This window comes from Sodalis sp. dw_96 (assembly GCF_018449575.1).
GTDB lineage: Bacteria > Pseudomonadota > Gammaproteobacteria > Enterobacterales > Enterobacteriaceae > Acerihabitans.
This window is the reverse complement of sequence record NZ_JAAVUT010000009.1, coordinates 202,315-229,109: the sequence shown is the minus strand read 5'-3', so window position 1 is coordinate 229,109 and position 26,795 is coordinate 202,315. Positions and strand designations below refer to the sequence as shown.

Annotated in this window: 26 protein-coding genes; 13 read left to right on the top strand and 13 right to left on the bottom strand. The window is 56.6% G+C overall.

Going from position 1 to position 26,795, the window contains the following annotated elements; translation table 11 throughout:
* Positions 1-137 precede the first annotated feature (137 nt).
* On the top strand, positions 138-1,208 hold the full coding sequence (aroG, locus tag HB631_RS15515; protein ID WP_213992098.1) for a 3-deoxy-7-phosphoheptulonate synthase AroG: 1,071 nt from the start codon (positions 138-140) through the stop codon (positions 1,206-1,208).
* Positions 1,209-1,454: 246 nt separating this feature from the next.
* On the opposite strand, the gene gpmA is transcribed toward aroG, so the two are convergent.
* From gpmA to modE, 7 genes are all read right to left on the bottom strand, one after another.
* Positions 1,455-2,207, bottom strand: a complete 753-nt coding sequence (gene gpmA, locus HB631_RS15510; protein WP_213992069.1) for a 2,3-diphosphoglycerate-dependent phosphoglycerate mutase — start codon at positions 2,205-2,207, stop codon at positions 1,455-1,457.
* A 129-nt stretch (positions 2,208-2,336) separates the two neighbouring features.
* On the bottom strand, positions 2,337-3,383 hold the full coding sequence (gene galM / locus HB631_RS15505; protein ID WP_213992068.1) for a galactose-1-epimerase: 1,047 nt from the start codon (positions 3,381-3,383) through the stop codon (positions 2,337-2,339).
* On the bottom strand, positions 3,377-4,525 hold the full coding sequence (gene galK / locus HB631_RS15500) for a galactokinase (protein ID WP_213992067.1): 1,149 nt from the start codon (positions 4,523-4,525) through the stop codon (positions 3,377-3,379). Before galK ends, galM begins: the two co-directional genes overlap by 7 nt.
* Positions 4,522-5,574 carry a galactose-1-phosphate uridylyltransferase gene (gene galT, locus HB631_RS15495; RefSeq protein WP_213992097.1) on the bottom strand — a complete coding sequence of 351 codons (1,053 nt, stop codon included), beginning with the start codon at positions 5,572-5,574 and terminating at the stop codon, positions 4,522-4,524. Before galT ends, galK begins: the two co-directional genes overlap by 4 nt.
* A gap of 8 nt (positions 5,575-5,582) precedes the next feature.
* Positions 5,583-6,599, bottom strand: a complete 1,017-nt coding sequence (galE, locus tag HB631_RS15490) for a UDP-glucose 4-epimerase GalE (RefSeq protein ID WP_213992066.1) — start codon at positions 6,597-6,599, stop codon at positions 5,583-5,585.
* 259 nt (positions 6,600-6,858) lie between these two features.
* On the bottom strand, positions 6,859-8,325 hold the full coding sequence (modF, locus tag HB631_RS15485) for a molybdate ABC transporter ATP-binding protein ModF (RefSeq protein WP_213992065.1): 1,467 nt from the start codon (positions 8,323-8,325) through the stop codon (positions 6,859-6,861).
* A 75-nt stretch (positions 8,326-8,400) separates the two neighbouring features.
* Positions 8,401-9,192 (bottom strand): molybdenum-dependent transcriptional regulator, encoded by a 792-nt coding sequence (modE, locus tag HB631_RS15480; protein WP_213992064.1) that lies wholly within the window; start codon positions 9,190-9,192, stop codon positions 8,401-8,403.
* Between the two features lie 352 nt (positions 9,193-9,544).
* Here modE and HB631_RS15475 point away from each other — a divergent pair, with 352 nt between their 5' ends.
* The 7 genes from HB631_RS15475 to modC all read left to right on the top strand — a co-directional run bounded on the left by HB631_RS15475 (position 9,545) and on the right by modC (position 15,317).
* A complete protein-coding gene (locus HB631_RS15475; protein WP_213992063.1) occupies positions 9,545-9,727 on the top strand; it encodes an AcrZ family multidrug efflux pump-associated protein in 183 nt (60 codons plus the stop codon).
* Positions 9,728-10,394: 667 nt separating this feature from the next.
* Positions 10,395-10,781, top strand: coding sequence for a hypothetical protein (locus HB631_RS15470; RefSeq protein ID WP_213992062.1), 387 nt, complete (start codon positions 10,395-10,397; stop codon positions 10,779-10,781).
* Positions 10,782-11,035: 254 nt separating this feature from the next.
* On the top strand, positions 11,036-11,404 hold the full coding sequence (locus tag HB631_RS15465) for a hypothetical protein (protein WP_213992061.1): 369 nt from the start codon (positions 11,036-11,038) through the stop codon (positions 11,402-11,404).
* A 123-nt stretch (positions 11,405-11,527) separates the two neighbouring features.
* Positions 11,528-12,637, top strand: a complete 1,110-nt coding sequence (gene ddlA, locus HB631_RS15460) for a D-alanine--D-alanine ligase (protein WP_213992060.1) — start codon at positions 11,528-11,530, stop codon at positions 12,635-12,637.
* Positions 12,638-12,790: 153 nt separating this feature from the next.
* A complete protein-coding gene (gene modA / locus HB631_RS15455; protein ID WP_213992059.1) occupies positions 12,791-13,570 on the top strand; it encodes a molybdate ABC transporter substrate-binding protein in 780 nt (259 codons plus the stop codon).
* Entirely contained in the window at positions 13,570-14,259 is a 690-nt protein-coding gene (modB, locus tag HB631_RS15450) for a molybdate ABC transporter permease subunit (RefSeq protein WP_213992058.1), read from the top strand. Before modA ends, modB begins: the two co-directional genes overlap by 1 nt.
* Positions 14,259-15,317: a molybdenum ABC transporter ATP-binding protein ModC gene (gene modC / locus HB631_RS15445; RefSeq protein ID WP_213992057.1), complete on the top strand. Its 1,059-nt coding sequence runs from the start codon at positions 14,259-14,261 to the stop codon at positions 15,315-15,317. Before modB ends, modC begins: the two co-directional genes overlap by 1 nt.
* A 17-nt stretch (positions 15,318-15,334) precedes the next feature.
* On the opposite strand, the gene HB631_RS15440 is transcribed toward modC, so the two are convergent.
* Complete coding sequence (locus HB631_RS15440; RefSeq protein ID WP_213992056.1) at positions 15,335-16,171, bottom strand: pyridoxal phosphatase; 837 nt, start codon at positions 16,169-16,171, stop codon at positions 15,335-15,337.
* A gap of 177 nt (positions 16,172-16,348) precedes the next feature.
* Here HB631_RS15440 and pgl point away from each other — a divergent pair, with 177 nt between their 5' ends.
* On the top strand, positions 16,349-17,344 hold the full coding sequence (gene pgl / locus HB631_RS15435; protein WP_213992055.1) for a 6-phosphogluconolactonase: 996 nt from the start codon (positions 16,349-16,351) through the stop codon (positions 17,342-17,344).
* Between the two features lie 732 nt (positions 17,345-18,076).
* Here pgl and HB631_RS15430 read toward each other — a convergent pair.
* From HB631_RS15430 to bioA, 4 genes are all read right to left on the bottom strand, one after another.
* A complete protein-coding gene (locus HB631_RS15430; protein WP_213992054.1) occupies positions 18,077-18,559 on the bottom strand; it encodes a kinase inhibitor in 483 nt (160 codons plus the stop codon).
* A 44-nt stretch (positions 18,560-18,603) separates the two neighbouring features.
* Positions 18,604-19,284 (bottom strand): type 1 glutamine amidotransferase domain-containing protein, encoded by a 681-nt coding sequence (locus tag HB631_RS15425; RefSeq protein ID WP_213992053.1) that lies wholly within the window; start codon positions 19,282-19,284, stop codon positions 18,604-18,606.
* Positions 19,285-19,318: 34 nt separating this feature from the next.
* Positions 19,319-20,362, bottom strand: a complete 1,044-nt coding sequence (locus HB631_RS15420; RefSeq protein WP_213992052.1) for an NADP-dependent oxidoreductase — start codon at positions 20,360-20,362, stop codon at positions 19,319-19,321.
* A gap of 68 nt (positions 20,363-20,430) precedes the next feature.
* Positions 20,431-21,720 carry an adenosylmethionine--8-amino-7-oxononanoate transaminase gene (gene bioA / locus HB631_RS15415; RefSeq protein WP_213992051.1) on the bottom strand — a complete coding sequence of 430 codons (1,290 nt, stop codon included), beginning with the start codon at positions 21,718-21,720 and terminating at the stop codon, positions 20,431-20,433.
* A gap of 101 nt (positions 21,721-21,821) precedes the next feature.
* On the opposite strand from bioA, the gene bioB reads away from it, so the two are divergent.
* The 4 genes from bioB to bioD are packed head-to-tail and all read left to right on the top strand — an operon-like array spanning position 21,822 to position 25,443.
* Positions 21,822-22,862, top strand: a complete 1,041-nt coding sequence (bioB, locus tag HB631_RS15410) for a biotin synthase BioB (protein ID WP_213992050.1) — start codon at positions 21,822-21,824, stop codon at positions 22,860-22,862.
* Entirely contained in the window at positions 22,859-24,016 is a 1,158-nt protein-coding gene (bioF, locus tag HB631_RS15405) for an 8-amino-7-oxononanoate synthase (protein WP_213992049.1), read from the top strand. The genes bioB and bioF overlap by 4 nt, the downstream gene beginning before the upstream one ends.
* Positions 23,994-24,767 (top strand): malonyl-ACP O-methyltransferase BioC, encoded by a 774-nt coding sequence (gene bioC, locus HB631_RS15400; RefSeq protein ID WP_213992048.1) that lies wholly within the window; start codon positions 23,994-23,996, stop codon positions 24,765-24,767. The genes bioF and bioC overlap by 23 nt, the downstream gene beginning before the upstream one ends.
* Entirely contained in the window at positions 24,760-25,443 is a 684-nt protein-coding gene (gene bioD, locus HB631_RS15395; RefSeq protein WP_213992047.1) for a dethiobiotin synthase, read from the top strand. Before bioC ends, bioD begins: the two co-directional genes overlap by 8 nt.
* A 124-nt stretch (positions 25,444-25,567) precedes the next feature.
* Here bioD and HB631_RS15390 read toward each other — a convergent pair whose 3' ends face one another.
* Positions 25,568-26,278, bottom strand: a complete 711-nt coding sequence (locus tag HB631_RS15390) for an ATP-binding cassette domain-containing protein (RefSeq protein ID WP_213992046.1) — start codon at positions 26,276-26,278, stop codon at positions 25,568-25,570.
* Positions 26,279-26,795: the final 517 nt, after the last annotated feature.

Sequence of the window (26,795 nt, the reverse complement as noted above, 5' to 3'; positions counted from 1 at the left end):
AAGAATTGGCATTGATCAACTTTGAGTTGGCTTATGCCCGAAAAGCTCATTTACAGACTAAGGCGACCGGGATAGATTAACCGGCATATATCATGACGTTAGGCAAAAGCGCCGCCGTGCGCAGAGAACAAATGTATATGAACTACCTCAATGACGATTTAAGAATTAAAGAAATTAAAGAGTTACTGCCGCCGGTGGCTCTTTTGGAAAAGTTTCCGGCCACTGAACAGGCCGCCAAAACCGTTGCCGCCGCCCGGGCGTCCATCCACCGCATCCTAAAAGGCAATGACGATCGCCTGCTGGTGGTGATCGGGCCTTGTTCCATTCATGATACCGAGGCGGCAAAAGAATATGCCGGACGTTTGCTGGCGCTGAGGAATCAATTACAGGACGATTTGGAAATCGTTATGCGGGTTTATTTCGAAAAACCCCGCACCACGGTAGGCTGGAAGGGTCTGATCAACGATCCCCATATGGACAATAGTTTCCAGATCAACGACGGCCTGCGCATCGCCCGTAAATTATTGCTGGATATTAACGACAGCGGGCTGCCGGCCGCGGGCGAGTTTCTGGATATGATTACCCCGCAATATGTCGCGGATTTGATGAGCTGGGGTGCTATCGGCGCCCGCACCACCGAGTCACAGGTCCATCGCGAACTGGCATCGGGCCTCTCTTGCCCGGTAGGGTTCAAGAATGGCACCGACGGCACTATTAAAGTGGCTATCGACGCCATCAATGCCGCGGGTGCGGCGCACTGTTTCCTTTCGGTGACGAAATGGGGGCACTCCGCCATAGTCAATACCAGCGGCAACAGTGACTGCCATATTATTTTGCGCGGCGGGAGGGAGCCGAACTACAGCGCCCATCACGTTAAGGCGGTAAAAGACGGTCTGGCGAAAGCCACATTGCCGGCGCAGGTGATGATTGATTTCAGCCATGCCAACAGCAGTAAACAGTTCAAAAAACAGATGGATGTGGCACAGGATGTCTGCGGGCAGCTGAGCGGCGGTGAGCAGGGTATTATCGGCGTCATGGTGGAAAGCCATCTGCTGGAGGGGAATCAAAGCCTGGAAAGCGGTGAAGCGCTGGTTTATGGCCGGAGCATTACCGATGCCTGCATCGGCTGGCCCGATACCGAAACGTTGCTGCGACAGTTGGCACAGGCGGTGCGGGATCGCCGCCGGCATTCCGGCAAGCCGGCCTGAGGTAATAGCGCTATTGCAGCCATCAAGGCAGTTGGCGCGGCTATTTTGGGTACGGCGGCGCCACGGATAAAAGATGTCTCGGCCGTTGGCGAAGGCGGCATTGAATTGCGGCCGCTTTTCATGACATAACAGGGCATCGGGCGCGGGGTAGGGTGTAAAGGGTTCCGACGCTATGAAAGTCATTGCCGGGAATGGGATCTACACCCGGCAATCACTTCGCTTAACGGGACACTTTATCGGGAAAAGTTATTTGGCTTTGCCCTGATTGGCGACGGCAGCCGCTTTAGCGGCGATTTCAGCGGCATTTCCCAGATAATAGTGCTTGACGGGTTTCATGTTATCGTCGAATTCATAAACCAGCGGTACCCCTGTCGGGATATTCAGCTCAAGAATTTCTTCTTCACTCATGTGGTCGAGGAATTTCACTAGGGCGCGGATGGAGTTACCGTGGGCGGCGATAATGACGCGTTCACCGCTCTTCATGCGCGGTAAAATCGTTTCGTCCCAGTAAGGCGTAACGCGTTCGATGGTCAGCGCCAGGCTTTCCGTGGTGGGCAGTTCAGCATCGGTCAATTTGGCGTAACGGGCGTCATGCCCCGGAAAACGTTCATCATCACGGGTCAGTTCCGGCGGGGTAACGGCAAAACCGCGGCGCCATTGTTTCACCTGTTCGTCACCGTATTTCGCGGCGGTTTCCGCTTTATTCAGCCCTTGCAACGCGCCGTAATGGCGTTCGTTGAGACGCCAGGATTTTTCAACCGGCAGCCAGGCCTGATCCAGTTCATCCAGTACATTCCACAGGGTGTGGATAGCGCGCTTCAGAACGGAAGTATAGGCGAAATCGAAAATAAAGCCTTCTTCTTTCAAAAGCTTACCCGCTTGTTTTGCTTCAGTGCGGCCTTTATCGGACAAATCGACGTCCGTCCAGCCGGTAAAGCGATTTTCATTATTCCACTGGCTTTCACCGTGTCGTACCAGAACCAGTTTCGTTACCGCCATCGTTGACTCCTTAAAGTCTAAAGATTTTTGTGAAAACTCCTTTTATTATATTGCCTGCCCGGTCAATGCGGCAACCGCATACCGTTAAACAGCGTGAAATAAATAACCCGCGGCACTATTGCTATCTTGTTATAACGCCACAAACTGGAAGCGGGTCTGGGAGCGATAGGTCTCGCCGGGCTGAAGCCAGCAGTCCGGCTGAGGCCATTCCGGATGATGCGGGCTGTCCGGCAAAAATTCACTCTCCAACGCCACCCCGCTGTAATTGAGGTATTCCCCACCCTGGCGCGCCGGCGTTCCCGCCAGGTAATTGCCGGTATACAGCTGCAAGGCCGGTGCGGTGGTATAGACTTTCAACAGCACCTGTCCGTCAGCCGACCAGAGCTGCGCCGCGGGACTGTCGCCGTCATGGCAGGCGCTATACAGCAGATAAGCATGATCGTAACCTTTGACCCGCTGCTGATCGCGATCGCGCAGAAAGTCCTTGGCAATGGTCTTGGGTTTGCGAAAATCCATGCCGGTATTATCCACATCCGCCAGCGGCGCGCAGGGGATGCCGTCGCTGTCCACCGGCAGATACTGGCCGGCGTAGATTTGTAACTGCTGTTGGCGAATATCGCTATTGGCGCCGTCCAGATGGAAATAGGCATGACTGGTCAGGTTGACCGGACAGGGGTGATCCACCGTGGCGCGGTAAGCGATGACCACCTGGTTGTCTTCGGTGACGGTATAACGCACCATCGCCGTCAGATTACCGGGAAAACCCTGATCGCCATCGGCGGAGGATAAGCGGTACAGCACCGTGGTCAGGGTATGTTCCACGCACTCCCAGCGGAGGGAGTTAAAGCCTACCGGTCCGCCGTGCAGCTGGTGTTCGCCCTGATTGGCGCTTAACGACCAATGATGGCCGTCAAGGGTGAGTCTGGCTTTTGCGATACGGTTGGCGTAACGGCCTACCGTCGCCCCCAGGTATGCGCTCTGCTTCAGGTAATCCGCCGGGGTCGGACATCCCAACAGGACTTCCCGTTTAGTGCCGGATTTCAGCGGCAGCTGACAGGAGAGCCAGGTGGCCCCCCAATCCATCATGGTTATCTGCAAACCGGTTTCGGTTCCCAGGGTCACGCAGTTGAACGGCTGGCCGTCGGGCGCGGTTCCGGATTCATACTCTTTTAACATAGACCTGTTCCTTCGGAAGCATGGCAAACATAAAAAGTCTCTTTGAGGCCGGTTTGTTGCTGGTATTGTCCCGCAACCGCCGCGCGTACGGACTCAACGCGCTCAGTGGGCACCAACGCCACCACACAGCCGCCAAAACCGCCGCCGGTCATGCGAACGCCGCCTTCGGTACCGATTTCCTGTTTAACGATTTCCACCAGGCTATCGATGGGAGGAACGGTGATTTCAAAGTCATCCCGCATTGACGCGTGAGACTCCGCCATCAATATTCCCATTTTAGTTAAATCTCCCGCCGCCAGCGCCTCTGCGGCGGCCAGGGTACGCACATTTTCAGTCAACACATGCCGCACGCGCTTGGCGACAACCGGATCCAATTCGTGTTCCACCGCCTTAAACTGGCTCAGTTCCACGTCGCGTAATTTCTCGGCTTCAAAAAAACGCGCGCCAATTTCGCACTGCTCGCGGCGGGCGTTATATTCGCTGTCCACCAGGCCGCGCTTAACGTTGGAATTGATGATAATCACCGCCACGTTTTCCGGCATGGGCACCGCCCGGGTGCCCAGGGTGCGGCAATCAATCAGCAACGCATGATTATCTTTACCCAACGCCGAAATCAACTGATCCATAATGCCGCAATTACAGCCGACGAACTGGTTTTCCGCTTCCTGGCCGTTCAGGGCCAAAGCCACGTCGTCAAGATTAAGGTGATACAGGGTCTGGATGGCTTTACCCACCGCCACTTCCAGTGATGCCGATGAACTTAAGCCCGCCCCCTGGGGGACGTTGCCGCTCAGCACTAAATCAACGCCGCCGAAATGCGGATCCCGTTTCTGCAAATGTTTCACTACGCCGCGGACATAGTTGGACCATTGCTGGCTGTCATGGGATAAAATTGGCTCATCCAGCGAAAAAATATCTTGCTGGTGGTCACAATCCACGGCAATAACCCGAATCTTGCGATCATCGCGTTTGGCGCAGCTCACCACGGTTTCATAGTCGATGGCGCAGGGGAGAACAAAACCATCGTTATAATCGGTATGTTCGCCGATGAGGTTTACGCGGCCGGGTGCTTTCACCGTGAGCGCGGCATCGTAACCAAAGGATTGACGGAAGGTGGTTTCAGTGATGTTTTTTAACGTCATAGGGATACTCCGGAGTCCCGAAAATGAATGTCACCGACCGCGCGCAGGCGGTCGCTGGCTTGTTCAGCGGTCAGATCGCGCTGGGTTTCCGCCAGCATTTCATACCCGACCATAAACTTGCGCACCGTCGCCGAACGCAACAGCGGCGGATAAAAATGCGCATGCAGCTGCCAATGGCTGTTGTCCTGTTTGATAAAAGGCGCACCGTGCCATCCCATGGAATAGGGGAATGAGCATTTGAACAGGTTGTCATACCTGCTGGTGAGCTTCTTCAGCGCCACAGCCAGATCGGCGCTTTGCGCTGCGTCAAGGGCGTCCAGGCGCAATACATGGGCCTTGGGCAACAGCAGGGTTTCGAATGGCCAGGCCGCCCAATAAGGCACCACCGCCAGCCAGTGTTCGGTTTCCACCACGGTGCGGCTGCCGTCGGCCAATTCATTGGCGACGTAGTCCACCAGCATCGGCGAACCGTGCTGCTTGAAGTAGGCTTGCTGGTATCGGTCTTCCCGCTCGGCTTCGTTGGGTAAAAAGCTGTTGGCCCAAATTTGGCCGTGGGGGTGGGGATTGGAGCATCCCATGGCGGCGCCTTTATTTTCAAACACCTGCACCCAAGGGTAGCGCTGCCCCAGCTCGGCGCTCTGTTCCCGCCAGGTATGGACGATGGCCTCCAGGGCCGGCAGCGACAATTCCGGCAAGGTTTTGCTGTGATCCGGCGAAAAACAGATAACCCGGCTGGTGCCGCGGGCGCTTTCACAGCGCATCAGAGGATTGTCTCTCGGGGGGGCGTCGGGGGTGTCCTCCATCAGGGCGGCAAAATCATTGGTAAAGACATAGGTGGTCTTATAGTCGGGGTTTTTATCCCCTGAGACCCGGGTATTGCCCGGGCACAGAAAACATTGCGGATCGTGCGCGGGCAATTGATTGGAGGCCGGCGTTTCCTGCTGGCCCTGCCAGGGCCGTTTCGCCCGGTGGGGGGAAACCAGCACCCATTGTCCGGTTAGCGGATTGTAACGGCGATGGGGATGATCGACGGGGTTAAACTGCATGATAAACTCCTTTATTCCGGATAACCGTTCGGGTGCCGGGACTGCCAGCGCCAGGTATCTTCGGCCATATCGGCCAGCGAGCGGGTTACCCGCCAGTTCAGGTCATGAGCCGCTTTATCCGGTGAGGCCCAGTAGGCGGCTAAATCGCCGTCGCGCCGCGGGACGAAATGATAGGGGATCTCCCGGCCGCATGCCTTGCTAAACGCCTGGACGACCTCCAGTACACTGTGACCGACGCCGGATCCCAGGTTATAAATATGGGTGCCCGCCTTGTTACGCAGGGCGTTCAGCGCCGCCACATGGCCGTCGGCCAAATCCATAACATGAATATAGTCCCGAACCCCGGTGCCGTCCGGGGTGGGGAAGTCATTACCGAAAATCGCCACGGCCGGCCGGCGTCCCACCGCCACCTGGGCGATAAACGGCATGAGGTTATTGGGAGTGCCCTGCGGGTCTTCTCCCATATCCCCGGAAGGATGGGCGCCCACCGGATTAAAATAACGCAGCAGGGTTATGCTCCACTCCGGTTCGGCCTGTTGCAGATCCTGCAGAATCTGCTCCACCATTAATTTGCTGCGGCCATAGGGGCTGGACGGCCGGCCGGTGGGTAAGCTTTCATCGTAGGGAACCACCGGTTGATCGCCGTAAACCGTGGCGGAAGAGCTGAAAATCAGATTTTTTACTCCGGCCTCGCCCATGGCGTCGATAAGCGCAAGGGTGCCGCAGACATTATTGTCATAATATTCCACCGGCTTTTTCACCGATTCTCCCACTGCCTTTAACCCGGCGAAATGAATAACCGCGTCAATGGCATTTTCGCGAAATATCGCGGAGAGCAGAGTCTTATCCCGGATGTCGCCTTGGTAGAACGTCGGTTTGGCGCCGGACAGTCGGGCCAGGGTATCCACGACGCTTGCTTTGCTATTATGCAGGTTATCCAGAATGATCGGATCGTATCCCGCAGCGGAGAGTTGCAGACAGGTATGGCTACCGATGTAACCGCTACCACCTGTAATTAATATTGACATTAGCGAGTCCTTTATCCTTTCATGGGCCTAAATTATCATGTCACATCGCCTCAAAAGGTGATCTTGTCGATAAAAATGAAATCGATTACACCTGATTTTAGCTGAAATTTGAGACCTCGCCTACAGCATTCAAAGGAAGTAAAAGGGCATGGAGGGGCGTTTCACCGCAGGGTGGGATAGTGGTGATTGTGGTAACGCTTACATTTTAATGAAAAACCCCAGGACCCGAGATAGCGTTCAGCCTGGGGCAGCGTGCGGATTACAGTGCGTCGAACTGATAGCGGTAAATGTCATCCTGCGGCACAAAGGTCAGCCGATGGGTGATGCATTCCGGCGCGTCCTCCCCGTGGTGGGAAACGAATAATAGCTGTGTCTCCCCTTCGCCAATCAGCACATCGATCCAGCGGCGCACCAGCTCACGATTCAGGGGATCAAGTCCCTGCAAGGGCTCGTCAAGAATCAGCAGAGCCGGGTGTTTGACCATGGCGCGGGCAATCAGCACCAACCGCTGCTGGCCCCAGGATAAGCTGTGGAACGGCGCGTCAGCCGCAGCGGTCAGTCCCAATAATGCCAGCCACTGCCGGGTTAATAACCGCTGGCGCTCCGATACCGCCTGATAGATGCCGATGGAGTCGAAAAATCCCGATAAGATAACGCTGCGGGCAGTGGCGCTGACCCGGTAGTCCAGGTGCAGACTGCTGCTGACATAACCGATATGGCGCTTGATATCCCAAATGGTTTCACCGCTGCCGCGACGACGGCCAAACAGCGTAAGATCGTTACTGTATCCTTGGGGCTGATCGCCGGTGACCAGGCTCAGCAGGGTTGATTTGCCGGCCCCGTTCGGCCCGACAATCTGCCAGTGCTGGCCCGGCAGCACCTGCCAGTCCAGGTTGTGCAGGATAGGGCGATCCTGATAGGTGACCACGCCGTTGCGCAGGGTAATCAGCGGTTCACCGGCGGCCAGGGCGTTTTTTTGCCCCGGCAGCTCGGTTTCGGGCAATTGGATGCCGTTCATGGACTCGGCATGGGCCAACTGGGCCACCAGCGCTTGTGCCAACAGGGTTTCGCGATCGCCGGTACAGGTTAGTTCACACTCCGCCAAAATACCCACATTGCGGATATAGGCCGGAATATCGTCGAAACGGTTAAGTATCAGCACCAGCGCCATGTTTTCGTCCCCCAGGCCGTGGAGCATGTCGCTCAACTGGGCGCGGGAGGCCACATCCAGGCCGTCGAAGGGTTCATCCAGGATCAAAATATCGGGTTTCGCCATCAACGCCTGGCACAATAAGGTCTTACGCGTCTCGCCGGTGGAAAGATATTTGAAACGCCGGGACAGCAGATGAGTGATGCCGAATTGTTCCGCCAGCGTTTGGCATAACGCCCCGTCTTGGTAATCCTGCTGGATGATTTCCCTGGCGGTACGCCCGGTGTCTTCTTCTCCCTCGCTTAACAGATCGGTGTTATTTCGCTGCCATTCGTCGGCAACCAGTTTTTGCAGTTGTTCAAAGGAGAGCCGGGCAATGCGGCGGTAGTCACTTTTGCGGCTGCCGGACATGATGGGAAGCTCATCCGCCAGCGCCCGCGCCAGAGCGGATTTGCCGCTGCCGTTGGCGCCGACGAATGCCCAGCCTTCACCGGCGCGGATGTCCAATTGCTGGATGGATAAACGACGGGTATCACTGAGACGAAATAAGCCTTGCGAAATATGCAATGACGGCATCTATTGTTCCTTTTTATGCAACTGATGCCGTCAGCATCAATATTTTACCCGCCGATGTCAATCTTTTTGCCGCCTTCAGCACAGCGTGGCGAGGATCACCTTATCGGCATTAAAATATGCTGTAATTCCCTGGCCGACGGATAAATGTTGCTCCGCCGTAATGGCTTTGGGCAAGGTGGCGCATAACACTTCGCCTCCCGTCAGGGTCATCAACACCTCATCGTTATGCTCTCCTTGTTCCATGTGGGTCAGGGTGCCGTGCAGGACATTGTCCGCGGCGGCGACGGTCTGCTCTCCCGCCAGCACCGAGACCCAGGGGGCTTTGATTAACGCCAGGACCTCTTTGCCCGGCGCCAGCTGCAACCGATCGCCGCTCTGCTGGGTCAGGGCCACCACCAATCGGGTTCGGCCGTCCGCCAGCAGGATTTCAACCTGCTGTTGGACATGTTGATGGGTACGGGCAATGACGGTGCCGAAGAACTGGTTGCGGGCGCTGGTTTGCAGGGAGAAACGGGAAATGGCGGCCAGGAGGCTGTCCAGCGGCATCTGGTCGTCTTGTAAAACGTCAAAGGCCTTTTGCTGGATCTGGCCCAGTAAATCATAGAGCTGCAGCAGTCGTTCGGCATAATGGGTCAAGGTTGCGCCACCGCCGCCTTTACCGCCGGTCGCCCTTTCCACCAGGGTCTGTTCCGCCAGTTCATTCATGGCGCTAATGGCATCCCAGGCGCTTTTATAGCTGATTCCCGCCAGTTTGGCTCCCTGACTTATGGAACCGGTCAGTTTTATCTGTTTCAGCAGGGATATTCTTCGCGGGTCGGCAAAAAGGCGCTGCTGAAGTTTCAGTGTTAAGAGAATTTCCGCCTGCATGCCTGTCTGCCTTGTCTGATGGTTGATGGCTGCTGTTGATGACAGATGTCACGATGGGAAAGCCTGTAAAGTGTCGCCGATTCGGCGCCCGAGGGCAAATGATATGCGGCCGGCATGGGACATCTCGTGCGTTATACCCGTCATCTTTCAAATTGCAGCGGTGTTGGCTGCACTCGTTCACCCGAATCACTTCCCTGAGTAAGCTCATCGGGATTCTCTCGCTTGTCGCCTTGCTGCAATTTGAAAAGCTATTGGGTATATGACATAAAAAGCCTAAGCAGCCGCGCCAGAAGCTGGTATAAAGGAAGCATGATCCTGATAACATCTGCCGCCGGCAAGAAATGAGGCCAAAATGCTTGAATTACTGGAAAGCTTGATTGTCGTAGTGATTATGGTGCCCATCGTGATGGCCATCATTTTGGGATTGATTTACGGTTTGGGTGAACTGTTTAATGTGATATCCAAAATCGGCCATCCCAAAGATCACGACAAAAAGCCCCCCGCCAAAACGAATTTAACCACTGAGCGCCGCTAACGGCGTAGGTTCTTTGATTTTCGGCACGGTGCCGTCCCGACGGGCGGCATAATTCACTGTCATCCGCTGCTGCTTTTTCCATATCTCCGTTCCCTTGCCCTATCGATAACAAACCCTTAGCTACGAGAAATGTTAAGCGCGTGCGTTATTTATTTAATCCGTCTGTCATAATTTGCTCGATCACCAATTAAATAAAAACTATATATATGTAATATAAAATTAATATTATGGTTAAAGGGTGTTTTCTTTCAAAAGAAGCATAAAAACAAATCAATTAGATATAATACGTATGTCAATATAACAACAAAACTAGCGTCATTATCTGCTCTGGATCATTTTTACCCGTTCGGACTTTGAAACGATGGCCATGGTCATTTCTGAGGAAAATATGAACATTAACAACAGCGGTATTACCCAGCCCTGCAATTCGAATGCCGAGACGGCAGGTCATACACAGGGAAATATCAACCGCATGGAATCATTCAGTAGCTATTGTTTCGGAACCGGCGGCGGGATTGCGAATTCCGTGTCCGCGGTTCCTCTTGCGCCAAGCCAGCCGCGTCGGCGGTCCTCGCCCATGAACATTCTCTCACACAGTCAGCCGCTGCGGCATGCCTTCGCTCATGCGCGGCAAAGCCTGGAGAGTGTTAAGCCCGCGGACCGGCCCATGGCTAAAGTTTGGCCGGAGGGAAAACAGAATGCTGCCTTACAGAATACCATGCTGAAGGTGAGGGAGGGTGTCTCCTGCTCTCGGGATTACCGGCTTTATCAGGTTCAGTACCAAGGGGCTATATTCAAATTTTGCCTGGATGAAAACGGTGCCGCTACCGCCCCGACGCTGGTTCATCCCATCGCCAGCCTGCAACGGGACTTTACCAGCGTCGCGGGGCAGCCGTCGACGGCGTTTCAAAAAATGGAAGGCGCGCGACGTATCCTTTATGCCTATTTGGCGGAAAAGAACAAGACTTCCCCATCGGAACCCGCCACCCCCACTGGCACTGTGGCATCCCCGCCAGATGATTTTTTTCACTTCAGCTATCCACCGTTTCCGTGACGGAAAGCCGGCCGTTATCAGCGTGATCTGTGATTCGTTTAATGTCCAGACATGGTTTTGCTTCGGCGATTGATTATAGAATAATTGGTTATGGCGGCGTTGAACCGCCGTGGAAATAGGATGATCCGCACATTATCTAGATAATTGAAAAGACAGTGGGAAAGAGGGTTGAAAATAAAATTGAAAATATAGTTGTAAAAAGAGTTAGAAGTCCAGTGAAAAAATAATGGAAGAGAACAACGGAGAAACCGGCTATGGGACAAGCACAATCGTTCAACGCAATAAAAGACCTGCTGACTGAACTTAATGCCGGCCAAACTCCGCGCGGGGAAGATATTCCTTTGAACATCGATAATAATGTTGATTTTGATGCGGTATATAAGGAACGGCTGGGCAGGTTTTTTTCCGGCTATGACGATCTTTATCGCGCCGCGCAAAATAAAGACCCGGCGGCGATAAAAACCGCCTTGGCGCGGGCAAAGATAGTCACTCTTTCCTTGACCTGTTTTTTCACCGCCCTGGAGGATGATTGCATCAGCTTGTTATCCCGCCAAGGCGGGGGATGTCCGGAGCCGGATACGCTCTCTCAGACCCATTCCGACGGCAATGGCGTGGCGGTTTAACGATGGGAATGTCCGGGACGGATCAATCTTTGCACGACCGGTAAAACCGGCGCTTTACATGCACTTCCCCGGCTAATACTCTGTTGGCGTTAGTATCTTGTCTTAACGACCAAAGAGGATGTGATGGAACAACCGGTAAACGGCAAAAAGCGGCTGGCGGTACTGTTTGGGGGTCAATCCACCGAACATGAGGTCTCGTTGCGATCGTCGATCAATGTTATCAAGGCCGTTGATCGGCAAAAGTATGATCTGACGTTGATAGGCGTCGATAAGCTGGGGCGCTGGATGCTGTGCGATGAGGCTGATTACCTGGTTAACCCTGAGGATCCGGCGCGAATCGAGCTCGCTCCCGCCACGCATTATTTGGCGGTCGTTCCCGGACACCCCGCCGGACAGCTGATAGATCTTGCCAGCGGCAAGGCTTTACCGGCTATTGATGTGGCATTTTCCGTGCTGCACGGCGCGGCGGGTGAGGATGGTTCCGTTCAGGGATTGCTACGGGTGCTGGGTATTCCTTTTGCCGGACCGGACGTGTTGGGTTCCGCCGTTTGCATGGACAAAGACATGACCAAGCGGATCCTGCGCGACGCCGGCCTGCCGGTGACCCCCTCCGTGACCATCCACCGTACCGATGCCGCCACGGTGGATTTCAGCGCCATCGTCGCCGAGCTTGGGTTGCCCCTGTTTATCAAACCCGCCAGTCAGGGATCCTCGGTGGGGGTAAGCAAGGTGCTCGATCAGGACGGTTTCCAACACGCGCTGGATCTGGCGCTGGTTTACGATCATAAAGTACTGGTTGAAACCGCTATTGACGGGCGTGAGATTGAAACGGCGGTATTGGGCAACGACCAGCCCGCCGTCAGCGTTTGCGGCGAGATTCTGGCCAACGATGAATTTTATGCATACGACACCAAGTATTTAAAAGACGGCCAGGCCGGTCTGGTGATACCGGCACAGCTGGGAAATCGCCTGAGCGATGAAATACGGCTGATAGCCCAGGCGGCCTATGGGGTGCTGGGTTGTGCCGTCATGGCGCGGGTGGATTTTTTCGTCACCGAAGATGATGAAATTATCATTAATGAAATCAATACCATACCCGGATTCACCTCCATCAGTATGTATCCGAAGCTCTGGGAAGCCAGTGGCCTGAGTTATCCGCAATTAATCGACCGGCTTATAACCCTTGCGTTTGAACGTGCGCGGGACGCCGCTGCCATCAAGACCCATCTTTAGCGCCGTTGGCGGGTGCCGGGGCACGGGAAGCATGTCGTCTGGCCCCGGCATTTGCTTCATATTTGGTAACAAAGGTTAACACCCTACAATAACTAATGACAAAAAAAACCTCACGTTATATGCTTTTTTCATAAAAACCACAAAGGGAACATTATGAAACAGCATACGTTGAAATGGGTTGCGGGGGCGGTTTTGACCGCCGGCATGGTTTTTCAGGCGCAGGCGGCACCGGGGGACAGCAAGGTAACGGTATTTGCCGCCGCCTCATTAACCAATGCCATGCAGGAAATAGCCAAAAATTATCAAAAAGATCATAAAGTAGATATCGTTTCTTCTTTTGCTTCTTCCTCTACCCTGGCGCGTCAAATTGAGCAGGGTGCGCCGGCCAACCTGTTTATATCCGCCGACCAGCAATGGATGGATTACGCGCAAAATAAACAACAGATCGTGACGGAAACCCGCTATACCCTGCTCGGTAATGAGCTGGTCCTGGTGGCCCCTAAAGACAGCGCGCTGAAAAACGTCAAGATTGATAAACAAACCGACTGGGCCTCGTTGTTGAAAGGCCAGAAGCTGGCGGTGGGCGATCCGGATCATGTGCCCGCGGGCATTTACGCCAAGGAGGCGTTACAGAATCTCGGCGCCTGGGACCAGCTGTCGCCGATAATGGCCCGTGCCAGTGATGTTCGCGGCGCATTGGCGCTGGTGGAACGCCAGGAAGCGCCGTTGGGTATTGTTTACGGTTCAGACGTGCTTTCCAGCAAGGCGGTGAAGGTCGTGGGAATTTTCCCTGAAGAGAGCCATAAACCGGTGGAATATCCAATGGCGCTGATTAAAGACAACGATACCCCCGCGGCAAAAGCCTTTTATGCGTATTTGAAAACTCCCGCCGCCGCCACGGTATTCAAGCAATACGGTTTTACACCTAAATAATGCACCTCACCGAGTATGAGTGGCAGGCGGTTGCCTTAAGCCTCAAGGTTTCTCTTTGGGCCGTGGTGTGCAGCCTGCCGCTCGGTATTCTGGTGGCCTGGGTTTTGGTGCGCTGCCGATTTCCCGGCAAATCCCTGGTGGACGGGATAATCCATTTACCGCTGGTGTTGCCGCCGGTGGTGATAGGTTATCTGCTGCTGATTGCCATGGGGCGGCGGGGTGTCATCGGATCCTGGTTATATCAGCTTACCGGCTTCAGTTTCAGCTTCAGTTGGCAGGGCGCGGCGCTGGCTTCGGCGGTGGTGGCGTTTCCGCTGATGGTGCGCGCCATCCGCATGTCGCTGGACGCCATTGATTTGCGGCTGGAGCAGGCGGCCCGAACCCTGGGGGCCGGCCCCTGGCGGGTATTTTTCACCATTACCCTGCCGCTGTGCTTTCCCGGTATCGTGGTGGGCACGGTATTGGCTTTTGCCCGTTCCCTCGGGGAATTCGGCGCCACCATCACCTTTGTTTCCAATATTCCCGGCGAGACCCGTACCATTCCGTTGGCGATGTACACGCTGATTGAGACCCCGGGTGCGGAGGGGGCGGCGGCCCGCTTATGCGTACTGGCCATATTATTATCCCTGGCATCACTGTTGATTGCCGACGCCCTGGCCGGCTGGGGCCGAAAGCGGCTGGGGGGCTAATGCTGCAGATTGATATCCGTCAACGGCTCGGGGATTTTAGCCTGGAAGTGACCGCCGATGTGCCCGCCAAGGGCATAACCGCCATTTTCGGCGTTTCAGGCGCCGGCAAGACGTCGCTGATTAATGTCATCGTCGGTCTGACCCGTCCGCAGCAAGGGCGGATCATTCTCAATGACCGTACCTTGTTCGATACGGATCGGCGTATTTTTTTGCCGCCGGAGAAACGCCGGGTGGGGTATGTCTTTCAGGACGGACGTCTGTTTCCCCATTACCGGGTGCGGGGCAATTTGTTTTACGGCATGGCGCCGTCCATGCGCCCTCAATTTGACGGCATTATCGCGCTGCTGGATATCGGTCACTTACTGAAGCGTTATCCCGCCACCCTGTCGGGGGGTGAGAAGCAACGGGTGGCCATCGGGCGTGCTCTGCTCAGCGCGCCGGAAATCCTGCTGATGGACGAGCCCCTGGCTTCGCTGGATTTGCTGCGTAAACGCGAGCTCATGCCTTACCTTGAGCGGCTGGCGAAAGAGGTCGAAATTCCGGTATTATATGTCACCCACAGTCTGGAAGAGATCTTGCAACTGGCCGAACGGGTATTGATTCTGGATAACGGGAAACTGAAAGCCTTTGGCGCGCTGGAAGAGGTATGGGCCAGCCGGGCTTTGCGTCCGTGGCTGCCGCGGGAAGAACAAAGCAGCGTGCTGCAGGTGGTGGTTGCCGAGTCCCATCCAGAGTATGCCATGACCGCATTGTCCCTCGGCACACAGCGGCTGTGGGTTGGCCGGGTGTCGCAGCCGGTGGGGACGCCGTTGCGTATTCGCATTGCCGCCGCCGATATCTCGCTGGTATTGACGCCGCCCCGCGACAGCAGTATCCGTAATATCCTGCCCGCTACGGTAAATGAGTGCCTGACGGTGGGGGATCAGGTTGAAGTCATGCTGGATATCGAAGGCCGCACCCTCTGGGCGCGCATCAGCCCCTGGGCCAGGGATGAGCTGGGTTTGCACGCCGGCATGCCGGTTTACGCGCAAATCAAAAGCGTATCCATCACTCCCTGAACTATATGCCCTGAACCCTATTCCTTTAACGACAGCCCCAGCACCCGCTGATAAATGGTCTCGGCGATGGCCGGCGATTCGTTATCGCCGATAACCAGGTCGGCACGGGCCTTGATTTCGTCAACGCTGTTACCCATCGCCACACCCAGGCCCGCTCCCTCAAGCATACTTAAATCGTTAAAATTGTCGCCGAACGCGATAACCCGTTCCATTCCTATGCCTTGGGACTCCACCCACTGTTGCAGCAATTTCCCTTTGCTGTTGCCGGTTTGGGCCACATCCACCTGATCATGCCAGGACCATTCGCACGCCAAACCCAGTTCCAGTTGCACCGTTTCGGCAAAGGCTTGCAGGACCTGAGTGTCGGGATGAGAGGTGGCGAATTTCCAGATGGCGTCCGCCTGTTCGGCCGTTTCGACCAGGCTGTTTACCTGAATGAGATTTGGCCGCTGGGCCAACGGCAGGGTGTTCCCCCAGGCCAGGGAACGAATGACATGTTCGCTGGGCTGCTCGTAGACCATGGCGTCGTCCACATAGATGAGACCGTGGATATCGTATTGTTTCAGCAGTCCAATCACCCGCTTGGCCTGTGATTTTCGCAGCGGATTGGAGGTTATCACCTTTTTGGCCTGGTAATCATAAAGGTAAGTGCCGTTACAGCAAATGGCGGGGGTGGTGATTTTTAATGCCTGATAGAAGGGATGAATAGCCACATGATGGCGACCGGTGGCCACCACCACCTGGACACCGGCGGCCTGGGCGTCCATGAGAGCTTTAAGAGATTCCGGCAGAATTTTCTTCTGTTTATCCAGTAGGGTACCATCCAAATCAAGTGCGATTACGCTATAGTTCATGTTTCTCTCATTTTCATATTAATAATATTCTTTGTTAATGGTACACCGGAAGCGAGTTGGCGAAAACCGCGAAAAAGTCAGTGGATAACAAACAACAACAGTGACATGCTTATTGCAGGTTCGCATTTTCCCTCTCATTACGATTGCCGCAGATGCAGGTGCTAATAAGGAGTGCTCATGAAGCAGATCGTCTATATTGCCAGTCCGGATAGTCAGCAGATTCATGTTTGGCAAATGGATAAAGAGGGTCTGCTGACCCTATTACAGGTCGTGGATACCCCGGGACAGGGACAGCCGATGGCTATCAGTCCGGATAAAACCCATCTTTATATCGGCGTGCGTCCAACCTTCGGTGTGGTGAGTTATGCCATCGATGAGCAGGGCTTGCTGACGGAAGCCGGCATGGCGCCGCTTCCCGGCAGTCCTACCCATATCTCCACTGACCTTCAGGGCCGGTTTTTATTCTGCGCCTCTTACAGCATGAGCTGCGCCAGCGTCAGTCCTATCGATGAGGGGGGTATTGTCGGGGCGCCGATTCAAGTATTGGAAGGAATGACCAATTGCCATTCCGTCAATATCGATCCCACCAATCAGATTGTCTGGGTCCCCTGTTTGAAAGAGGACCGAATCCGTCTGTTTGATCTTGGCGCCGACGGCCAATTGCAGCCACACCGTCCGGAAGCGGTTGATTCCGTCACCGACGCCGGTCCGCGCCATATGGACTTTCATCCCCATCGGCCCTATGCCTATTGCCTTAACGAGCTTAACAGCTCGGTGAATGTATTTGCATTGGAAGAGGCCGGCACCTTGCCGCGCATCGTCCAGACCCTGGATACCCTGCCGTCCGGGTTTGCCGATACGCGCTGGGCGGCGGATATTCATATCACGCCGGATGGACGCTATCTGTACAGCTGCGATCGCACCGCCAGTCTCATTACCTGTTTTTCCGTGTCGGAAGACGGCAGCACCCTGAGCGTAACGGGATATCAACCCACCCAAACGCAGCCGCGCGGTTTTAATATCGACGCCAAGGGTCATTTCCTGGTGGCGGCGGGTCAAAAGACCGACCATATCGAGGTGTACCGCATCAACGATGAAACCGGCTTATTACAACCGCTGGCGCGTTATCCGGTGGGCAAAGGCCCGATGTGGGTAAGCATACTCAGTCGCTAAAATGGCAGGGCGCCCCATGGGCGTTAGGCCTACGATCGCCGATCGTGCAACGACCGTGTTAAAGGGAGACCGCGCCGATGGGGTCGAAGCAGGCGTGGTTTTTCCGCCTGCCCGAGCGCCCCATGGCCCGGTAGGCCCGCTATCACCGATCGTGCAACGACCGTGTTAAAGGGAGACCGTGCCGATGGGGTCGAAGCAGGCGTGGTTTTTCCGCCTGCCCGAGCGCCCCATGGCTCGGTAGGCCCGCGATCGCCGATCGTGCAACGACCGTGTTAAATGGAGACCGTGCTGAAGGGGTCGAAGCAGGCATGGTTTTTCCGCCTGCCCGAGCGCCCCATGGCTCTGTAGGCCCGCCATCACCGATCGTGCAACGACCGTGTTAAATGGAGACTGTGCCGATGGGGTCGAAGCAGGCATGGTTTTTCCGCCTGCCCGAGCGCCCCATGGCTCGGTAGGCCCGCCATCACCGATCGTGCAACGACCGTGTTAAAGGGAGACCGTGCCGATGGGGTCGAAGCAGGCGTGGTTTTTCCGCCTGCCCGAGCGCCCCATGGCTCGGTAGGCCCGTGATCGCCGATCGTGCAACGACCGTGTTAAAGGGAGACCGTGCCGATGGGGTCGAAGCAGGCGTGGTTTTTCCGCCTGCCCGAGCGCCCCATGGCTCGGTAGGCCCGCCATCACCGATCGTGCAACGACCATGTCAAGGGAGACCGTGCCCGGTCGGCGGATATTTCAGATATACGTCACGGTCAACGACACGCTGCCCAGCGTATGGAAATGAACATTAAAGCCCACCATCGCGCCGCTGGCGTTTTCATCCACATCAATGGACTCCACATCCAGGGCGTGCACGGTAAAGATATACCGGTGCGTTTCCCCCGCCGGCGGCGCCGCGCCGCCGTAACCGGCTTTGCCGAAGTCGGTACGGGCTTGTACCGCCTGCTCCGGCAGCCGATCCTGACCGGAACCGGCCCCTTGCGGCAGCGAACGAACATCAGCGGGAATATTCGCCACAATCCAGTGCCACCAGCCTGAACCGGTGGGGGCATCGGGGTCGTAAACCGACAGCACAAAACTCTTGGTGCCCACGGGGGCATCGTCCCAGGTCAGATGCGGCGAAATATTGTCCCCTTTATAGCCCATGCCGTTAAACACATGGCGTTCAGGCATTTTCTCGCCGTCTTTCAGATCGTTACTGAATAATTTAAAAGCCATTTCTGCCTCATCGGTAAGTTATCGTTTAAGGGTGGCGCGAACCTTCAGCATTTCAGTAGTTTCAATACATTTTGCGCCGCCGCGACGGAAGACGCGGGATTCTGTCCGGTCACCAAATGCCCGTCGATAATGGATAAAGACTGCCAGTCATCGGTTCTTTCGTAAACCCCGCCCAGACGTTTTAACTCATCCTCCACGGAAAACGGCACAATACCGTCGAGCTTGACCGCCTGCTCTTCGCTGTTGCTGAATCCGGTCACCCGCTTACCGTCCACCAGGGGAGTCCCGTCGGATTTTTTCACATGGCGCAGCACGCCGGGGGCGTGGCATACCGCTCCCACCGGTTTGTTGTCGGCATACATCCTTTCAATCAGCGCAACGGAATGTGAATCTTCCGCCAGGTCCCATAAGGGGCCGTGCCCGCCGGGGTAGAAGATCGCATCAAAATCTTCAGCCCGCAGCCGATCCAAAGGGAGGGTATGGGCCAGCGCCTGTTGCGCGGCGCGGTCGGTGCGAAAGCGCTCGGTATCCTGGGTCTGGGCATCGGGCTGGCTGCTGGCGGGATCAAGGGGAGGTTGGCCGCCACGGGGAGACGCCAGGGTAATCTCCATACCGGCATCGAAAAAAATATAATAAGGGGCAACAAATTCTTCCAGCCAAAAGCCGGTGGGCTTGCCGCTGTTGCCCAGGGAGTCATGGGAGGTTAAAACCATTGCAACTTTCATTGTTTATCTCCGGTTTGTGAGCACGCAGGCCGGCTCAGAGAGTATCTCCTCCGACGCGTATCACCAGCTTGCCGAAATTTTTCCCCTCCAGCAGACCGATAAACGCCTGCGGCGCATTGTCCAATTCCTCCACCAGATCTTCGCGCGTTTTAACCTTGCCTGCGGCTACCCAGGGGCCCATGGTATCGAGGAATTCCTTGCGGCGGTGGCCGTAATCCTGGGTAATGATAAAACCCTGCATACGGATACGTTTACGCAACAAGATGCCGGTGAGCAGCGGCAGCCGATCAAGTCCTTCGGAGAGATCCTTTATATTGTAGTTGGCAATCAGGCCGCAGAGTGGGATACGTGCCGAGGTATTCAGCAGGGGCAGCACCGCATCAAATACCGTGCCGCCGACGTTTTCAAAATAAATGTCGATACCTTGCGGGCAGGCTTTCGCCAACTGATGGGCAAAATCGGGCGCCCGATGATCGATACAAGCGTCAAACCCCAAAGTCTGCGTGACATACCGGCATTTTTCCTGCCCGCCGGCAACGCCCACCACCCGGCAGCCCTTGAGTTTGGCCACCTGGCCCACCACCGCGCCCACCGCGCCGCTGGCGGCAGCCACCACCAGCGTCTCGCCGGTCTTGGGCCGGCCGATATCCATTAAACCCATGTAGGCGGTGAAACCGGGCATACCAAGGATCCCCAATGCCCAGGAGGGGTGTTGCAGGGCATCCTCGGGCAACTTGCTGACCTCTTCGGCATTGCCCAGGGCGTAATCCTGCCAACCGCCGTAATTGAGCACCCAATCCCCGGGACGGAAGTCGGGATGACGGCTGGCTTCCACCCGGGACACCGTGCCGCCGCCCATGACCGCGTTCAGTTCCACAGGCGGAGCATAGGAAGGGGTGTCGTTCATTCTGCCGCGCATATAGGGATCAAGGGAAAGATAGACGGTGCGCAGCAACAGCTGCCCGTCTTCCGGCCGCGGAATGTCGCCGGTCTCCAAATGGAAATTATCCGGGACGGGTTTGCCCTCGGGACGGGAGGCTAAAACAATTCGGCGATTAACGTTTTTATTTTGATTCATTTACCCGAACTCCTTAATCCAATGGTTGATGGTATGGTGGATAACCCAAGGTCAACGGCCCGGGCGGTTCAGGGGGCGAAATGCGCGGGATCATCCAGGGACGCGGCCAGCGCGCCCGTCAGCAGCGCCAACTGCCGTGTGGAGACAATATACGGCGGCATGAGGTAAATTAATCGTCCAAACGGGCGAATCCAGACGCCTTCATTGACAAAAAAGCGCTGCAATGCCGGCAGGTTAACCGGCATGTGGGTTTCCACCACGCCGATAGCTCCCAAGACCCGCGTATCGGCGACCCGGGCATGGGCGCGCAGCGGCAGCAGCGCTTCCCGCAATTGCGCCTCGATAGCCCGCACCTGCCCTTGCCAATGTCCCTGTTCCAACAAGGCCAGACTGGCGTTGGCGGCGGCGCAGGCCAGGGGGTTGCCCATAAACGTCGGACCGTGCATAAAACACCCGGCTTCGCCATTGCTGATGGTATCCGCCACCGTCCGGGTGGTGAGGGTGGCGGACAGGGTCAGATAGCCGCCGGTGAGGGCTTTGCCCAGGCACAGGATATCCGGGGCGATGTCCGCATGCTGGCAGGCGAACAGCTTGCCGGTTCGGCCAAAACCGGTGGCGATTTCATCGGCGATGAGCAGGATGCCGTAGCGGTCGCACAATTCCCGTACCCGCCGCAGATAGACCGGATGGTAGAAGCGCATGCCTCCCGCCCCCTGTACTATGGGTTCGAGTATCACCGCCGCCAGGGTAGTGCTACCCGCCGCCAGGGCAGCGGCCAGCTCGTCGATGTCGTTTTCCCGCCAGGGTTCGTCAAACCGGCACTGGGGCGCCGTGACAAAGTCATGCTCCGGCAGATAACCCTGATATAAGCGGTGCATGGAGTTCTGTGGATCGCATACCGACATGGCGCCGAGCGTATCCCCGTGATAGCCGTGGCGCAGCGTCAGCAGGCGTTTACGGGCCTCTCCGCGAGCCTGCCAGTACTGCATGGCCATTTTTATCGCCACTTCCACCGCCACCGAGCCGGAATCCGCCAGAAAGACGCATTCCAGGGACGGCGGCGTCATCGCTACCAGCCGCCGGCATAATGCAACGGCCTGCGGATGGGTAATACCGCCGAACATCACATGGGCCATATGCTGCAACTGATCGGTGACCGCCCGGTTGATGGCGGGGTGATTATAGCCGTGAATGGCCGCCCACCAGGAGGACATGCCGTCCACCAGGCGCCGTCCGTCGGCAAGCTGCAATTCACAGCCCTCGGCGTCCGTCACCGGATAACATGGCAGCGGTTGGGTCATGGAGGTATAGGGGTGCCAGATGTGGCGTTGGTCGAAAGCGAGATCTGCCGGTGTCATAGGGTCGTTGTAAACCATTCAGGAAAAATTCAGTTGACAGTATAACGACTGGAATTACACTGGCGAAACTATTTTAAGTCCGTTATCGAGGACCTTTTCACATGGAACACAATCCCCGCTGGACGGTGAGTCAGGCTCAAGCGCTGTTTGCCAAACCTTTTATGGATCTGATGTTTGAAGCCCAGCAAATCCACCGGCAGCACTTCAATCCCAACCACATCCAGGTCAGCACCCTGCTATCCATCAAAACCGGCGCCTGTCCGGAAGATTGCAAATACTGCCCGCAGAGCGCCCGTTACAATACCGGCCTGGCCGCCGAGCAGCTTATGCAGGTGGAGCAGGTGTTGGTGTCCGCCGCCAAGGCCAAGGCCGCCGGATCTACCCGGTTTTGCATGGGGGCCGCCTGGAAAAATCCCCGCGACCGGGATATGCCCTATCTGGAGCAGATGGTGCAGGGGGTGAAGGAAATGGGCATGGAAACCTGCATGACCCTGGGCATGTTAAGCACCACGCAGGCGCAACGGCTGGCGGCGGCCGGTCTGGATTTTTATAATCATAATTTGGATACCTCGCCGGAATTTTACGGCTCCATCGTGACCACCCGCAGCTATCAGGATCGTTTGGCTACGCTGGATAAAGTGCGTGAAGCCGGTATCAAAGTCTGCTCGGGGGGGATAGTCGGCCTGGGTGAAACCGTTGCAGACCGCGCCGGGTTATTGGTGCAGTTGGCCAATTTGCCGGAACCGCCGGAAAGCGTGCCGATTAATATGCTGGTGAAAGTGAAAGGCACGCCGTTATCGGAAAACGCGGATGTCGACCCGTTCGATTTCATCCGTACCATCGCGGTGGCGCGCATCATGATGCCCCGCTCCCACGTGCGGCTGTCCGCCGGTCGCGAGCAGATGAATGAACAGACTCAGGCCATGTGTTTCCTGGCCGGCGCCAATTCGATTTTCTACGGCTGCAAGCTGCTGACCACGCCTAATCCGGAAGAAGACCGGGACCTGGCGTTGTTCCATAAGCTGGGACTTAATCCGCAGCCCCATCATACCGATGCCGGCGATGAAGAGCGTCGGCGGCAATTGGCCGACGCGCTGCTGACCGCCGACACCGAGCAATTTTATAACGCGGCGCGCGGATGACCTGGTGCGAACGCATTACTCAGGGCCTGCAAAGCCGGCAGCAGGCGGACGCCTATCGCCGGCGCCGGGCCATTATCGGCGGCAACGGCCGTTGCCTCCGATACCGGGGGCGGCAGTACCTGAATTTTTCCAGCAACGATTATCTGGGGTTGGCCCGGGATCCGAACATTATCGCCGCCTGGGGGCGGGGGGCGTCGGCTCATGGCGTCGGCAGCGGCGGCTCGGGGCATGTGGCCGGTTACAGCGAAGTGCACCAGGCCCTGGAGCAAAGGCTGGCGGGCTGGCTGGGTTATGAGCGGGCCCTGTTGTTCAACGCCGGTTATGCCGCCAATCAGGGCCTTGTGGCCGCCCTGGTGGAGAAAGGGGATATGGTATTGGCGGACAGGCTCAGCCATGCCTCGCTGCTGGAGGCGGCCCTGTTATCCCCCGGCCAGTTACGCCGTTTTCACCATAACGATCCCGATTCGCTGCGGCGGTTGGCGCAAACAGAGTGTTCCGGTAACCGGCTGGCGATTACGGAAGGGATATTCAGCATGGACGGCGACAGCGCGCCGCTGGTGGATTTGCAGCGCGGGATCACCGATGCCGGCGGATGGCTGCTGGTGGATGACGCGCATGGTTTCGGCGTGGTGGGTGAGCAGGGTAGGGGCAGCGCCTGGCGGCAGGGCTGCCATCCCGACCTGCTGGTGGTGACCTTCGGCAAAGCGGCGGGAGTGGCGGGGGCGGCGGTGCTCTGCGCCGAGCCGGTGGCGGAATATCTCCTGCAATATGCCCGTCATTTAATCTACAGCACCGCCATGCCGCCGGCGCAGGCATGCGCCATTAATGCCTCCCTGGACGCCATTATCGGGGGCGACGAGCTGCGGGCGCAACTGGGGCGTAATATCGCCCGCTTCCGTACCGGGGCCGCCGATTTGGGTTACCGGCTCGCGCCTTCCGCCAGCGCAATCCAGCCACTGCTGGTGGGGGATAATCTCCGGGCGCTGGAGCTGACCGAGAGCCTGCGGGAACGGGGCTGCTGGCTGACCGCCATACGTCCCCCAACCGTGCCCGCCGGCAGCGCCCGCCTGCGTATCACCCTCACCGCCGCCCATCAAAGCGCCGACATAGATAAGTTATTGGAGGCCCTGGATGCGGTACGCCGACCTGCATAAACAGGGCATTGCCCGCACCTTCGGACGCGCGGCGGCCGGTTATGATCGCCATGCCGCCTTTCAGCGCGCCAGCGGCGATCAACTGGCGGCGTTGTTGGCGGCGTCAGCGGGGCCTCTGCAGGGGAAGGTGCTGCTGGACGCCGGATGCGGCACCGGGTGGTTCAGCCGGTATTGGCAGCGGTGCGGCAATCGGGTCATTGCGCTGGACCTTTCGCCCGCCATGCTGGCGGAGGCGCGCCGGCGGGAGTCGGCTTCGGTTTATCTGGCGGGGGATATCGAGGGTTTGCCCCTGGCGGATTGCAGCCTGGATATTTGCTTTTCCAATCTGGCCGTCCAGTGGTGCGATGCGTTACCCCGGGCGCTGGCGGAGTTTTACCGTGTTACCCGTCCCGGCGGCATGATTGCCTTCTCTACTCTGGCGGAGGGATCGTTGGGTGAATTGACGCGCGCCTGGCGACAGGTGGACAGCGCCGTTCATGCTAACCGCTTTATGTCGGCCGCCGCCATTGCCCAGGCGATGCAACCTTACCGGCACCAACTGCACACCGTACCTCACCGACTCTATTATCCCGGCCTGGTGCCGCTGCTGCGGGATATCAAAGGGGTAGGGGCGGGCTATTTACGTGACGGCCGGCCGCTGGGACTTGCCGGCAGCCAGCGCATCCGACGCCTCGAAGCGGTGTGGGAGCGTCACTCCGCGGGTTTACCGCTCACCTATCAATTGATTCATGGCCTGATTTATCGTGACTAAAACCTATTTTATCACCGGCACCGATACCGATATCGGCAAGACCCTGGCGACCTGCGCCCTGCTTGAGGCGGCCAATCGTGACGGCCGCCGCACTGTGGGGTATAAACCGGTGGCCTCCGGCTGTATCCAGACCCCTGAGGGATTGCGCAATAGCGATGCCCTGGCGTTATCCGCCCACGGCAATGTCCTGTTGCCTTATGAGCTTATCAACCCCCAGGCATTCCGTGAGGCCACCTCGCCGCATATCGCCAGCCGCGATGAGGGCCGGCCCATTGACGCGGCCTTGCTCTCTTCGGGGTTGGCAGCGGTGCAAGCCCGCGCCGAATGGGTGTTCGTCGAAGGGGCCGGCGGCTGGTTTACCCCCTTGAGTGATGACCTGTCCTTTGCCCAGTGGGTGGCCGCCGAGCGGCTGCCGGTGATCCTGGTGGTGGGTTTGAAACTGGGCTGCATCAATCATGCGTTGCTGACGGCATTGGCTATCCGGCAGGGAGGATTACGCCTGGCGGGTTGGGTGGCCAACGATCTTTCCCCCGAACCACATCGGCGCGCGGACTATCTGGCGACGCTTGAACAACGTCTAGGGGCGCCATTGCTGGGAGAGATTCCCTGGCTGAACGCGCCGGCGACGGCTTGCCTGGAACACTATATCGATTTGGCTTTACTGAAGGGGCAATGACTTAAGCAAGGGCGTCAAAACCGCGATAAACGCCCTGGAAGGTCTGGTGCTGAGAAGCGAAGCAAGGTCGGAAAATATCGTAATATAACGTCATATACAGAAATGTTTTTTTCATGGCGGTCTGCTATACGGCCAGATAGGTCTGGATCAGACTTTCATCCAGTTGTTCCAGCCTGCCCTGCGCGACGTTGCAACCGCCTTCCAATAGACAAAAAAGATCGTCGGCATGGGGCGTAAACGGCAACTGCTGTTCCACTACCAGCAAGGTCAGCCCGAAATCCTGCTGCAATCGGCGAATATTACGGCCTATTTCCTCCACTACCGCGGGCTGGAATCCGCCGGTGGGTTCATCCAGAATCAGCAGCTCGGGTTCAAGCACCAGGGCGCGGGCAATGGCCAATTGCTGCTGGCCGCTGCCGGTTAAATCCCCGGCCCGTTGATGCCGCATATCGTAGAGTAACGGAAACAGTTCGTAGACCATCAACGGTATGCGGTTGGTCTTGTTACGTCCGGCCATCAACGCCACACGCAAATTTTCATCCACGCTCAGCTGCGAAAACACCTGGCGTCCCTGCGGCACATAACCGATGCCCAGCGCCGCCCGCTCCTCTACCGGATACAGCAGTAAATCCAGCTCCGGTTCGCCGTAAAGTTGCCAGCTTAGGGTACCGCTGCTGACCGGCAAATGGCCCATGATACAGTTAACCAGAGTGGTTTTACCAACGCCGTTGCGGCCCAGCAGATAAGTGCATTGGCCGCGGGGTAATTCCAGACTGATATCCCGCAAAATATGCTTCGGCCCATAAAACTGATTTACCGCGTGTAAACGTAACATAAGATTCCTTCCCCCTTTTACCCTCTTCACTGTGTTTTTGGATGGCGTGGCGCGAAACTCATTGTCATCGCCCTCATTGCGCCACCTATGGGTTAAGCAACTATCAGGCCAATCTGGGTCTCAAGGGGGAAAGAGAACAGGATGAACTGACGTCCCCTGCGGGCATTAGCATAAATAAATACCCACAGGCGGGGTTTGCCAAACAAAGTGCGGATTTTTGCACTTTTTCGGTGCCGACGGCGGATTCATTGGTGCAGACGGTTTTTAGGGCACTATTGCAGTGCGCTTTTTGTGCAATAGCGGTTCGTGGCGGAGTGAGTTAGGGTAAAAAGGGATAGTTGGTTTAAGCATAACAGGGCTCGTGCTGACGACAAAAAATAGCTAAAAAAAGAGAGTTTTGTCATCTGTGCGTCATTATTGCCGGCATTAAGGAATGCACGTAGCCAGCGGTGCGGTGCGACTTATCCACCATTCCTGTGGATAACCGTGTGCATTAGGTTTAGAAAAGCTTGGCTAG